The following is a 12,923-nucleotide window of genomic DNA, read 5'->3' on the forward strand; positions in this document are numbered from 1 at the left end:
TGCCGCCAGCGTTCGTCCTGAGCCAGGATCAAACTCTCCAATAAAGTATTGAAAAGAGCGATAAGCTCATTTTGAATCTGACGAGATTAAAAATCTCATTTGTGCTCCAGTCGATCCAAGCCAAGGCTTGTTTCAAACTTTCGCGTTCATTCTGCAAGCAGAATGTTTACTCACTCGTTGTTCAGTTTTCAAAGATCAAACTTGTTTTGTTACTGAATGTCGTTCTCTTCAGCAACTCTTATATAATATCATGTCCGAACCAACTTTGCAAGCTCTTTTTTTAAGTTTCTTTCGAAGCTTATTTCATTCGCTTGCCGCACCGTGTATCTCGTGTTTTTTTGGCCGGAAATAGAATATACCATGCATCATAGGCACTTGTAAAGAGTTAATTTCAAAAAAAATATTCATTCAATAAGTTAACCAGATTAAGGACTTTTAATCTACAATGGAATCTAAGATTCCATTGTAATATCCTGCAGCTGATCTCCTCTATTAATCTGTCTTTCTTCTATTATATAAGAAGGTAACCCTCTCAACTCTTTTATTCGAGACGAAAGGGTTACCTTCTATAGTAATCTATATTTATTTACGTTCTACTTTATATCCTTTATCCTCAAGCAGTTTCACGATGCCGTGATCGCCCAGGTAGTGTGCCGCGCCAACAACAATGAAATACTCCTCGCCTTTGCCGCTTTTCAAGTATCCATCGATCTTGTCCGCCATACCAATGTTACGATCAACCAGCATTGCTTTGTTGTACTCCTCGTTAGTGGAGAAGCTGTTTGTCAATTCAAGCAGTTGCTCGTCATTACCCGTTTTCCACATCTCCGCCATCTGATTCACACTGTTATCCAGCACGTCAAAGTTCTCGATTGTCGCTTTCAGTGTTTCCTCTTGTGTTTCTTTGGAGAAGTCGTTAAACATGCCAAGCTGAGATTGATAACTCTCCAACTCAATAACTGGAAGTTTGCGCTCGATCGCTTTCTGGATGAAATACAGATCCACTCCTGCTGACGCTTCGTATCCTGCCGTTGCGGACTTCAAACTTGCGAGTGTACTCTCTACTACCCAAGGCTTAAATGCATCCAAAGCATTAGGTTCCAGACCATTTTTCTTCAATACATCCCCCAGCTTAGTATACGTTTCACCGGAAATATGATCTTTCAATGTTGTTCCATCCTGATACGAACCCAGACTTAGAACCAGCTTTTGCTGCTCTTCATCAGCGGCTTTGCTAATATCAATCTCTACCCCAAGATAGTCAGCTTCCGCAAATGCTTCTTCAAACTCCGGACGTAGTGGATAGAAGCTCTCATCGGCAATATGCATGGAACCTACCAGATATACCGTGTTTCCGTTGCTTTGCACTTCCCACATAAAGCCGCGCCCACCGGTTTGAGCAGTTTCAGTTGCTCCACCTTTGGATACCAACAACACGGTGCGCGTTGCAGCATCCCAGCGTACTTCATAACCCGTAGCATCACCAACGATGCGAATTGGCGCATACGTTACACCGTTGATACGTGTAAGTTTGCTTTTGAGAGTGATAGTTTTGCCATCTACCACTGCAGTAATCGTATCATCTGTCGCAGTTGTTAGCTTCACATCCATAGCATCCAGCGTAGTCCGCAGTGGAACCAATGTCGTACCTTTATCCAGAATTGGTGCTCCAGTAGCATATTGTACAGCCTGGTCATTGACCTTGACGGAAGTCCCTTGTGGAGCTGCCATTGCCGGTACCGCAGATGCGAGCAAACCCACCGAGATTGTAAGAGATAGTAGTGTGCGTTTCCAATTCTTCATATTATGTATTCTCCTTTATTGAATATAGTTGCCAATCATTTTAATAGAACGGACATCTTCAGATACTACGGATAAAGTGGGAATTGGTGCCACTCCACAAACGGAGCAGCACTTAGCCAATCCCTCCCCCTTCAAACACTCGACTTAGATCTTATATGCCTTCATGGCTTTAAACAATTCCTTAAAGGTTGGGCGTTTACCGTACATCAACACACCTGTGCGATAGATTTTCGCTGCAAGCCATCCGAAGATGATAATGGATACGATCAGAATCGCTAAGGACGTTAGAATCTCCCAAGTTGGCGCAACTCCTGCGCCGATTCGTACCAGAATCGCGGTCGGCGACGTGAATGGAATGAAGCTTGCGATTTTCAACAACAGAATGTTCGGCGTAGAAATGCTGAAGATCGCAATATAAAAGGATACAAGCGACAACATCGTAATCGGCAGGACAGCCTGACCGAGTTCTTCCGTACGACTCACCATTGAGCCAATGGCAGCGAACAAGACGGCATACAGGAAGTAACCCAGAATGTAGAATATGAGTCCGTACACAATAACCGCAATATTCACGTCACTCAGATTCATATTGAAATCACCTAACACTGCACGGTTATGCGGCAGCAAGATATTGCCGGCAACCACAGCTCCGAAGATCCCGATTTGCAGCATGCCTACCATGAAAATCCCGATGATTTTACCAAACATCTGACTGAGCGGTGACACACTTGTAATCAGAATCTCCATAATACGTGAGCTCTTCTCGGCCGTGATCTCGGAGGCAATCATGTTACCTGTCATCATGGTCGAGGTGAACAACAGGATGATCAACAAGTACACTACAATATAGTTAATTGGGCTCATGGCACCTTCTGACTCTGCACCGGCCCCATTTTCATCTGTGCTCAGGCTTTGCTCAGTAAGCTTCACAGGTGTTGTAATCAGTTCCTTCTGCTCTGCTGTGAGTACATCCTTCACAACCACATCCAGCTTCACACTCTGCAACGCAGCTTCAATGGATGCAATGATCTGAGGGGATACGTCTTCTGCTGAATATAGAATGGGCTGTGGAAACTCCTGTCCGGCAACAGTCTCAAACTTCAGATAACCATCGGTTAGTCCTGCTTCCGCATCCGCTGCAAGAGCCGCCTCATCTTTGTCTCCACTGGCAATGAATCGATAGGCCTGATCCCCTTGAGCTGCAGAGAAGCTCTCCAGTTTCTGAGAAACTTCAGGCTGTCCTGTACTCAGAAGACCAATATTTACAGGATTACTGCTCGAAGCTCCGCCAATGGAACCTCCATTAAATAAGGTAATGAAATATGGAACATTGAGTCCGATTGAAATTAAGAGTGCAAGTACAATGGTCGTCACCATGAATGATTTCGTTTTGACTTTGTTTTTGAATGTAAAACCCGTAATCGTTCCCATTTTATTCATTCGACTCACCTACCTCACGAATAAAGATTTGATTAAGCGTTGGTTCCTTCAGTTCAAAATGTTCCACTGTCGTCTGGGTCATGGCTGTTCTCAGAATCTCCTGAGCCGCTTCCACCTGACTAATATGTATCAGGTACCCGCGCTCATTCCGCTCGACTTTCTTCACACCAGACAATTGTTCGAGCCCTTCCACACTTCCGATCGTACCCAGGAATACCTGTTCACGCGGATACCGGCTCTTGATCTCCTTGATCTCTCCTTGTACCACCGTGTTGGAACGATGCAGAATGGTGATCTGACGACACAACTCTTCAACGTGCTCCATGCGGTGTGTCGAGAACAGAATAGCCGTGCCCTCGTCACGCAATTCCTTGACGGTGGACTTAAGTAATTCCACGTTCACAGGATCCAGTCCACTGAACGCTTCATCCAGAATAAGAATCTGCGGTCTATGCACTACCGCTGCGATAAAGCCCATTTTCTGCTGATTACCTTTGGATAACTCCTCGATCTTCTTATCGTAATACTCAGGTACCTCAAACCGGTTCAGCCAGTACTTGAGGCTCTGATCTGCGTCCTTGCCATTCATGCCACGAAGTCGTGCCAGGTAATTAATCTGTTCGCTGACTTTCACCTTCGGGTACAATCCGCGCTCTTCCGGAAGATAACCCATAATCTGTTGCAGCTCCGTATTGTAGGGCTTGCCGTTGTACAGGATATTGCCTCCGTCAGGGTGAATCAGTCCGAGCACCATGCGCATTGTTGTTGTTTTACCTGCACCATTGGCTCCGAGCAGTCCGTAAATCTCCCCCTCTTTTACATTGAGCGTGACTCCATTAACGGCTGTTTTGTCTGCATATTGCTTGACGACTTGCTTCAATTCCAATCGGTTCATCATTTATCGTCTCCCTTCGGTTATTTCCACTGTATCGGTGCATACCCGGCAATCCAGAACGCCAGCACTTCATCCAACTCCAGGTTACGGATTTTCAATACCCGGTTGCCTGCCAGTTCCAATCTTTCCTGCGCCTCAGTGACGCGGGTTGTTATCACCCGAATCAAACCACTCTCTTCCAGATGCGACTCTACAATGCCAGGAATACTCTCGGGCCGCAGATCGCCTTCATACCAGATCTCTTTCCACTGATCGAGCACCATATCTTTCTCGGCCATCCCCAGTGACTGACCACGGTGCATCAATACAATGTAATCCGCAAGCCGTTTGACTTCGTCCGCAATATGTGTAGCAATCAGAATCGTGGTGTCTCCCCCCGCCATGTAAGTACGGAACTGCTCCACCATCACTTTCCAGGCAAAGGGGTCAAGTCCCGAGGAAGGCTCATCCAAAAGCAATAGCCTTGGGCGAGCTGCAAGTGCAGCTGCAATCTCAAATTTTCGTCGTTCTCCCTTGGACATCTTGTTCAGCTTCACATCAACAGGTACTTCCATATCATGAATCAGTTGGTCAAACAACTTCATATCCCAACGTGGGTACCAGTACGCCCGGAAATGGGCTGCTTCCTGTGCTGTTATCCGATTCTCTTCCGAACCAGCGTTATCTGCCACAAAACCAATCTGTTGTCTCAGTTCGATGGGAAGAGGACCATCATGTTCCTGACCAAACCATATAATCTGCCCAGCATCTGGAAGAACCACTTGTTGCAACATGTTAAGAAGTGTGCTTTTGCCTGAACCGTTGTGACCGAGAATAGCAACTACATACCCTTCCGGGATGGAGAGATCAATCGGGCCAATAACTCTGCGTTTTCGCATTTTGGATACACCGTTCAACTGAACTGCTATGGGTTCCATGTATGAATCACTCCCTTACTTCGCGTAAATAGCCTTCAGGACTTCCCGGAACAGGCTCTCCATCTCTTCTTCCGTGCACCCTACCGATTTGCCGGACTGCACCGCGGCCTGCATCGCATCCTTTGCGGCCTTCAATCTATAATTTTCTCTATCGCCGGCTTCTACCTGAGCCACAAATGTACCTGTCCCCTGCTTCGTACGAAGCAAACCTTCATTCTCCAGATCCTGATAGACCCGTCTAACCGTAATAACACTGCAATTCAGCGCTCCGGCGAACTCACGAATGGACGGCAAATGTGTTCCCTCTCCCAACTGACCCGTAATTATTAACGATCTTAACTGATTTTCAATTTGGTGGTATAAAGGTTCAGCGCTATTTTCATTAATTTGAATGGGTATTTTCACATCTTGCACCTCGCCCTCCGGTACACTTCAGTCTGTTACCTGACCGCGCCGGTTTCATCCTGTATTCGTACATAAGCTCAATTCTCATATTAATTCAAATCTCGATGAACCAGCTTCTTCAGCGTTAAGCGACTAATCAGCCATAATCCCGCTAAGCCAGCCACCAGAGAAATCCACATGATTGGGGAAAGCAGACCCCCTGATTTACTTTCATCCATCACCATTCGAAAGCCATAACTGCCTGACATTCGAATCAATAAGGATATGCCAACGGCAAATGGTACAAAAAGCGTGCTGAGAAGCAAGTATTTCTTGCCGCTGTTCAGAAACTCTCCATAAATATAGAATCCTGTTACCAACAGTCCATAACCTGTACAGGTCAGGCTAAAGGCCAGATATTGATCCCATCGGAATCCTTCGGTATGAAGGTTAATCACGTATAAGGATCCGTAGAAAAAGATACCATTATACGAGAACGCCAGCAGAGATTGCTGTAACCTGGACCACATCACCGTTTGTTCAGGGATCGGGATTCTGCGATAGTAGGCCAACATCTGCGTATAGGAATCCTCGTGTATGTAACGGAAGGAGCGCCTGCAGAACATGAACCCTTGAAATGGCAACATGATCAAAAAGAAGGCATCCACTACCGGATTAATGTAATCTGTCTGTTGTTGTCCCACTAACATCACACCGCACATGCTGCCAGTGTATATCATGAATAGTGCAGACCATAGCCACTGGAGCTTATCCTTACTCATCTGGTTGCGGGTCAACCACCACGCCTGCTTCCATTCGTTCATCTGTATGCCTGCCTTTCACCTGTCATTCACTCATCTTGCTTACTGTGATCACTGTGTTTACTGTATATATCAATATACACAGTATACAGACCAGATTCTTATCCCGTCAACCCCTAATTTTCCTGAATCAGGAAGACGGATGGGACACAGCTCGAATTTACGTTAAAATAAAGTATAGTAACAAATCAAAGAAAGGAAGGTTACAGCTATGGATTGGTTGGTGGAGATCGGATTTGTCCTCCTTTTCCTTATCGTTGTTATCTGGTTAATCCTACGGGACGAACCTCATCGTCATTCTGCCAAAAAAGGCAGACACCGCATCCGCCGGAACAACGGTTATGCCGACTCTGCTTCGGGGTATCCAGTCATTACAGGGGATGACTCCCATGATCGTCATGCCAGACACACACCAGATCACAAATATCATGATTCGGATTCTTCATCAGATACACACTCTCATCACCACAGTGATAGTGCCAGCAGCAGCGACAGTGGTGGGGATAGCGGCGGCGGAGACAGTGGCGGCGGCGGGGATTAAACAACCTTCCCCAACCACAAAAGAAGGGCTGCACCCGTTATTGTGTAAACACAATTCGGGTACAGCCCTTTGCCGTTCTCTAGCACCTGTTAGAAGAAGAGGCCTTACATTTAAACGAGGGTATAACCACTAGGCAGACTACGGTTGCTGCGGATTGCACGAATCTCGGCCAAAGTCAGCCGCTCATTCGTGGAGATCAAAGATTCCACGTCATTACCACGGATCAGATCATCCAAATCTCTCAAGTTGGTGTTGCCACGGAATACGCGGAACCCACCTTGAAAGTTAGGACGTGTAAACACAACGAGTGTTGCATTGGAACTTGTTGAGAAAAAACGCAGGCTCTCTACCCCGTCCAAAATATTGTCCAGGTTACGAAGACCTGTGTTGCCACGATAGATGCGGCTTCTCCCTCTGTAGTTCTCCTCCGCATACACGGTAAGGCGTGGATACGTTTGACTGACACTGACTGTTTTTTTCAATTTGTTTCCCCCTCTCGAAATCATTCTATGAATGAATGCGAGAGGGGGCGTGGACGAATCATCTGCTAGATTCGTCCATTTTCATATTTTCAGAATATTATTGTGATTCACGCACGATTAACCTGAGGTTGTGTCTCTACTTTTACACGCCGAGGATAGCTTCCCATACCGGACGTGTATGACCACCAGGATATAATATATATAGCAGAACATACACAACAACACCCGTTAGCGCTGATCCGAACCAGATCATGGACGTGAACTTGCCCCAGCGACGATGTTTTCCAAACTTCTTTTTGAACCCCAGCACCAGTGTGGAGATGCCGAATATTGCTGCCACGGTAGCCAGAATAATATGAAAGATCAGAAATATCCGATAAAAGATCTCCAGATCCGGGTCCCCACCCCATGCTGTATTACCTACAAACACTGTACGAGACATGTAGATTACAAAGAAGATTAGAGCTGCAATCGCACCTGCTACCATGGCGGACTGATGGGCCTCACGTTTTCCCCGAATAATCAGTACCCATCCAATCCCCACCAGTACTGCACTAATCACAATGAAAGAAGTACTGATCGTTGGTAGCCAAAAATACATATCCATCGTGTGTTCCCCCTCTTGTCAGAACATTGACTTAATTATTTGGCAGCCGGATTGAGTGGCCCCCCTGCGCCCCCTGCAGGATACGAATCATCATCGTCTTCCTGTTTCTCTTTCCGATACCATTGGAAAAAGACATAAGCCAGCATGGAAGCGAAGATCCCTTCCTGAATAAACTTCATTACAATGCCACCAACCTGCTGATCTTCCTTCGCGGAAGACAGAAAGTTGAAGAAGGCTGGCCCACCAAATGAGCGAAGTAAAGCCGTAGAATCTCCTGACACACAATACCGCATTGCTTCAGCCCATACTGCCGGGTTGCTGTACGTCTGATACAACGGTTCGGACGCAAAAATAATCAATCCACACGCAGGCGTGAGCAGCACCATATTCAGAAAAATAAAACCAATCTTGGATAACCCCGACGCTTGTCTACCCTCTGGTAATGGATTCAGCAATGTCCACCACATGAGCATCGAGGTGATAAACAGTGCAATATAATACAACCGGTGAACGGTAAAATTCAGCATGACATAATCATGTACAATCGGTAGGTGATACAGTGAGAAAAGCCCGTTAAAGATCACGGCCGCAACGATCGGATGAGCCAGGAACGATAGCTGGCGTGTTGGCAACCAGCGTACGATTCTGCGCCATACCCAGATCGGCAAACCTTTCATCATCAGCGGCGGCGCTACCAGGTAGGATAACGCCATGCTCACCATGTGGAAGCTAAACATGACGTGACCGAGCAGATTAAATGGCCCAGCTTGAGCGAGATACAGGACAAACAGCCCTGTGATAAACATGATTTTCTGCCCCGCAGTCGCAGGCTCTGCATCCTTGATTTGCTCGCTTAACGGTCCCACAAGCACCAAATACGCCGCCGCAATGATCAGAAATAAAGCCAATACAAGCGGACTCCATAAGTCGTTGAAGCTAAAATATTGCAACCCGAGCATACGGGAAACCTCCCCGTGACCTATTTTGGTTGTTGCCTTCATTTCTTCGTGAAGATTCTTTCGCTAAAAAGGGGAAAAGACGGCGGCAATGCGCCGCCGCCATCTCTTTTACCACCAGACCCAATAAAGTGCCATAATGATGCACGTAAAGGCTACGAAAAAACCAAAGGCCATGAACAGGATTGGCATCAAGTGCCCTTTATCCTTCATGTGCATCCAGTAACCCAATTGAACGAATACTTGAAGAATAGCCATCACGAGCAAAATAACAATGGTAAAGGTTGTGTTAACCCCTCCGGCAGAAGCAGCCGCAAACGCAATCAGCGTGAGAATAATGGAGAAGATAAACACCACGACGTGTTTCTGTGGCCCTTCCGTCCGGTGACGATGTTTTACAGGCTGTTGGTCTGTCTTATCCTGTGCCGACATGTATTACCCCACCTTTCCGAGCAGGTACACGACCGTAAAGATAAACACCCAGACCACGTCAATAAAGTGCCAGTACATTGCGGAGACGTATACTTTAGGTGCAGTTACGACCGTCAATCCCTTTTTGAACAGCTGCCCAATAATGATTCCGATCCACACAATACCAAAAGCAACGTGGGCTCCGTGGAACCCGACCAGTGTATAAAATGCTGAACTGAAAGCACTGGTGGTCATGCCAAACTCTTTATGTTTCACATACTCATAGAACTCGTATATCTCCAGCGCGAGAAATCCCATACCCAGTACCACTGTGATACCAAGCCACAATGCCAATGCATCCCGCTTGCCCTTATGCATGGCTTGAATGGCAAATACACTCGTCAAACTACTGACCAGGAGAATGAATGTTGCAGCGGCCACGAGTGGCAGGTGAAACAGTTCATTCGCCGTAGGTCCATCATTGGTTTGGCCACGAAGAGCCAGGAAGGTAGCAAAGAGTGTACCGAACAGTACCGTCTCGCCGCCAAGGAACAACCAGAAGGCGATAAGCTTGTTACGTCCTTCCAGCGTTGCTTTCTCCGGTTCATGCGGCAATTTGTCGTTCACCGGTTCGGCATGTGAGGTTGTCATGTTCTAGCCCCCTTCTCATCCTGATCCTCCGGTTCAATATGCCAGCCATGATCATCATAAAGTGAACGCAGTGCCATTGATCCAAATGTGATTACGAGACCAATAATAACTACAATATAATTGTTGAAAATGACATTCATAAACGCATTTCCAAATTCATCCTTGCTGAACATCAAGCCAAGTCCGGCGATAAAGATACCTACGGACATTACAAACGGCAACGGCGTTGCTGAAGGCATATGAATCGAACCTACAGGTTCTGCCGGTGTCATCTCCGTATGTCCTGCCATCTTTTCCTTCCAGTAGGCATCAATTCCACGTACCAGTGGAGTCTGCTTGAAATTGTATTCCGGTGGTGGTGAAGGAATGGACCATTCCAGGGTACGACCGTCTTCCCACGGATCGTTTGGTGCACCAGCCGGTTTTCTCATGGTGATTACGATGTTCGCGAGGAATAGGATAACCCCCACACCCATCAGAAATGCACCGACGGAGCTGACCAGATTGAGCAGATCAAAATCCTGATTCGGTAAATATGTAACGATCCGACGCTGCATTCCCATCAAACCGAGGAAATGCTGTACAAAGAACGTTAATTGGAAACCGATCATAAATGTCCAGAATGTCCATTTCCCAAGTGTTTCACTCAGAATACGTCCGAACATCTTCGGCCACCAGTAATGCAGTCCCGAGAACAAGCCAAGCACCAGTCCCCCTACAATAACGTAGTGAAAGTGGGCTACAACAAAGTACGTATCATGGAACTGGAAATCCGCTGGTGCAGATGCCAGCATAACACCGGTAACACCACCCATAACGAAGGTTGGAACGAATCCAACAGCAAACAGGTTCGCCGCTGTAAAACGGATTTGTCCACCCCACATCGTAAAGAGCCAGTTAAAGATTTTGATCCCGGTAGGTACGGCAATCAACATCGTGGAGATGGAGAAAAGCGCGTTGGCTACATTACCCAGACCTGTTGTAAACATGTGATGCGCCCATACCATGAAGCCCAGGAAGGCAATCAGGATGGTGGCAAATACCATGGAACTGTATCCGAACAACCGTTTACGCGAGAAGGTCGGAATAACCTCCGAGATGATACCAAATGCCGGCAAAATCAGAATGTATACTTCCGGGTGCCCGAAGATCCAGAAGATGTGCTGCCAGAGTACGGGGTTACCGCCACCTGCGACATCGAAGAAATTCGCTCCCAGTATACGGTCAAACGTCAAAAGTACAAGCCCTACCGTGATGGCAGGAAAAGCAAAAAGGATAATGGCAGATGTAATAAATGTCGTCCATGTAAACATCGGCATCCGCATGTAGGACATGCCTGGAGCACGCATTGTAATAATCGTTGCAAGAAAGTTAATGCCCCCGATGAGCGTTCCCAGACCCGCGATCTGAAGGCCGATGGTGTAGAAATCCACACCATGCGTTCCACTGTACTCACTGCCCGAAAGCGGCGTATATGAGGTCCAGCCCGCATCCGGCGCTCCGCCCATAACCCAACTCAGGTTCAGCAGCAGTCCACCAAAAAGGAACGTCCAGAAACCAAGCGCGTTAAGAAACGGAAAAGCAACGTCCCGTGCCCCGATCTGCAAAGGCACAACAGCATTCATAATGGCAAAAATAAGTGGCATGACACCAAGGAAAATCATCGTTGTTCCGTGCATGGTAATCAATTCGTTGAAGACCTGTGCCGATACAAAATCATTCATAGGCTTCATCAGTTGAATTCGAATCAAAATGGCTTCAATGCCGCCGATACCAAAGAAAAATCCACCCGCAACCAAATAAAGAATGGCGATTTTTTTGTGATCGACGGTGGTAATCCAATCCATCAAGCCCCTGTACCTCTTGACGCTATGCGCATGAGCCAAGGTTGTGTACCCCCTTCTTCGTCCTTGCTGTTCTATTCATAGTCCAATTTGTAGTTGGCCAGATATTCGGCAATTCCGTCGATTTCTTCATCCGTCAACCCAAGATCTTTGGGATTCGGCATGGTATTGCCCGGCTTCACGGATTGTGGATCATGGAGCCATTCTTTCATGTTATCCAGTACCGGACTACCTTCTTCCTGGCCCTCACGAGAATTCAGCAGAATGCCTGCGACAGATTCCTTGCCGCCGATTCCCGTCAGGTTAGGTGCAACCGGTCCACCTTGATCACCAACAGCGTGGCAAGAAAGGCAGTTTGTTTTGAATTTCTCGGCCAATTGAGTGTCTTCAGGAAGGACTGCAGGTGCTTTCATCTGATTCACCCATCTGTCAAAAGATTCCTGACTCACTGCTTTTACCTTAAACTCCATGAAAGCATGCGATCTGCCACATAATTCGGCACATTTACCGCGGTAAACGCCTTCATTTGGTGCAGAGAAACTGAACTTGTTAAGTGTTCCATCCGGGTTTGTGTCCATTTTGCCCGCAAGTGACGGCACCCAGAAGGAGTGAAGCACGTCCGCGGTTTTTAATTCGAATGCGATTTTTGTTCCGGTCGGGATGATGAGATCTTGAGCGGTGGTTACGTCATATTGAGGATAAGTGAATTCCCACCAGTACTGATGCGAGGTGACTTGGACCTTAAGTGCATTTTTGTCATTGGACAGATCTTCGCCTTGGGCAAAAATCGTTTGGACCGTCGGTACTGCCAGCACAATTACCAGCAATAACGGAATGGCTGTCCATATTACTTCCAGCTTGAAATTACCTTCAACCTGTTCAGGCATATCAGTCTGCCCGGCTCGTCTACGAAACCGGATCAGAACATAGGCCGCTATGGCAAATACAATGATGAGCACCACGATCATAATCGCGATGGATAACTTCATCAGATCATATTGGCCTTGCGCTACAGGACCCTGAGGTTTCATTACCGACAAGTCTTCCCGCCCGCATGCGGATAGCAGCAAAGAGAACACCGCCAGCAAGGGGAGAATTCGCTTTGCAACCTGCCACTGTTTCATCATTGATCTACCCCACTTTTTTACGTTTTCGTAGATTACCGTTGTCG

Annotated in this window: 14 protein-coding genes; 1 reads left to right on the top strand and 13 read right to left on the bottom strand. The window is 46.9% G+C overall.

Going from position 1 to position 12,923, the window contains the following annotated elements; genetic code table 11:
- Positions 1-582: 582 nt before the first annotated feature.
- From ACE3K2_RS17835 to ACE3K2_RS17860, 6 genes are all read right to left on the bottom strand, one after another.
- Complete coding sequence (locus ACE3K2_RS17835; protein WP_421893008.1) at positions 583-1,803, bottom strand: TraB/GumN family protein; 1,221 nt, start codon at positions 1,801-1,803, stop codon at positions 583-585.
- Positions 1,804-1,947: 144 nt separating this feature from the next.
- Positions 1,948-3,243, bottom strand: coding sequence for an ABC transporter permease (locus ACE3K2_RS17840; RefSeq protein WP_421893011.1), 1,296 nt, complete (start codon positions 3,241-3,243; stop codon positions 1,948-1,950).
- Complete coding sequence (locus tag ACE3K2_RS17845; protein WP_036668607.1) at positions 3,236-4,138, bottom strand: ABC transporter ATP-binding protein; 903 nt, start codon at positions 4,136-4,138, stop codon at positions 3,236-3,238. The genes ACE3K2_RS17840 and ACE3K2_RS17845 overlap by 8 nt, the downstream gene beginning before the upstream one ends.
- 20 nt (positions 4,139-4,158) lie before the next feature.
- On the bottom strand, positions 4,159-5,055 hold the full coding sequence (locus tag ACE3K2_RS17850; protein ID WP_421893014.1) for an ATP-binding cassette domain-containing protein: 897 nt from the start codon (positions 5,053-5,055) through the stop codon (positions 4,159-4,161).
- A gap of 15 nt (positions 5,056-5,070) precedes the next feature.
- A complete protein-coding gene (locus ACE3K2_RS17855) occupies positions 5,071-5,460 on the bottom strand; it encodes a GntR family transcriptional regulator (protein ID WP_421893658.1) in 390 nt (129 codons plus the stop codon).
- A gap of 89 nt (positions 5,461-5,549) precedes the next feature.
- Positions 5,550-6,263, bottom strand: a complete 714-nt coding sequence (locus tag ACE3K2_RS17860; RefSeq protein ID WP_421893018.1) for a hypothetical protein — start codon at positions 6,261-6,263, stop codon at positions 5,550-5,552.
- A gap of 208 nt (positions 6,264-6,471) precedes the next feature.
- Here ACE3K2_RS17860 and ACE3K2_RS17865 point away from each other — a divergent pair, with 208 nt between their 5' ends.
- Positions 6,472-6,801: a hypothetical protein gene (locus tag ACE3K2_RS17865; RefSeq protein WP_421893021.1), complete on the top strand. Its 330-nt coding sequence runs from the start codon at positions 6,472-6,474 to the stop codon at positions 6,799-6,801.
- A 110-nt stretch (positions 6,802-6,911) separates the two neighbouring features.
- On the opposite strand, the gene ACE3K2_RS17870 is transcribed toward ACE3K2_RS17865, so the two are convergent.
- From ACE3K2_RS17870 to coxB, 7 genes are all read right to left on the bottom strand, one after another.
- A complete protein-coding gene (locus tag ACE3K2_RS17870; protein WP_421893024.1) occupies positions 6,912-7,283 on the bottom strand; it encodes a hypothetical protein in 372 nt (123 codons plus the stop codon).
- Positions 7,284-7,425: 142 nt separating this feature from the next.
- A complete protein-coding gene (locus ACE3K2_RS17875; protein WP_253429728.1) occupies positions 7,426-7,890 on the bottom strand; it encodes a DUF420 domain-containing protein in 465 nt (154 codons plus the stop codon).
- A gap of 35 nt (positions 7,891-7,925) precedes the next feature.
- A complete protein-coding gene (gene ctaG, locus ACE3K2_RS17880; protein ID WP_421893027.1) occupies positions 7,926-8,849 on the bottom strand; it encodes a cytochrome c oxidase assembly factor CtaG in 924 nt (307 codons plus the stop codon).
- A 108-nt stretch (positions 8,850-8,957) separates the two neighbouring features.
- On the bottom strand, positions 8,958-9,278 hold the full coding sequence (locus ACE3K2_RS17885) for a cytochrome C oxidase subunit IV family protein (RefSeq protein WP_421893030.1): 321 nt from the start codon (positions 9,276-9,278) through the stop codon (positions 8,958-8,960).
- A gap of 3 nt (positions 9,279-9,281) precedes the next feature.
- Entirely contained in the window at positions 9,282-9,908 is a 627-nt protein-coding gene (locus ACE3K2_RS17890) for a cytochrome c oxidase subunit 3 (protein WP_047840264.1), read from the bottom strand.
- On the bottom strand, positions 9,905-11,755 hold the full coding sequence (gene ctaD / locus ACE3K2_RS17895; protein WP_421893661.1) for a cytochrome c oxidase subunit I: 1,851 nt from the start codon (positions 11,753-11,755) through the stop codon (positions 9,905-9,907). The genes ACE3K2_RS17890 and ctaD overlap by 4 nt, the downstream gene beginning before the upstream one ends.
- 71 nt (positions 11,756-11,826) lie before the next feature.
- Entirely contained in the window at positions 11,827-12,879 is a 1,053-nt protein-coding gene (coxB, locus tag ACE3K2_RS17900) for a cytochrome c oxidase subunit II (protein WP_421893034.1), read from the bottom strand.
- Positions 12,880-12,923: the final 44 nt, after the last annotated feature.

Origin of the sequence: Paenibacillus sp. (assembly GCF_048976745.1) — a bacterium.
In the GTDB taxonomy this organism is placed as follows: Bacteria; Bacillota; Bacilli; order Paenibacillales; family Paenibacillaceae; genus Paenibacillus.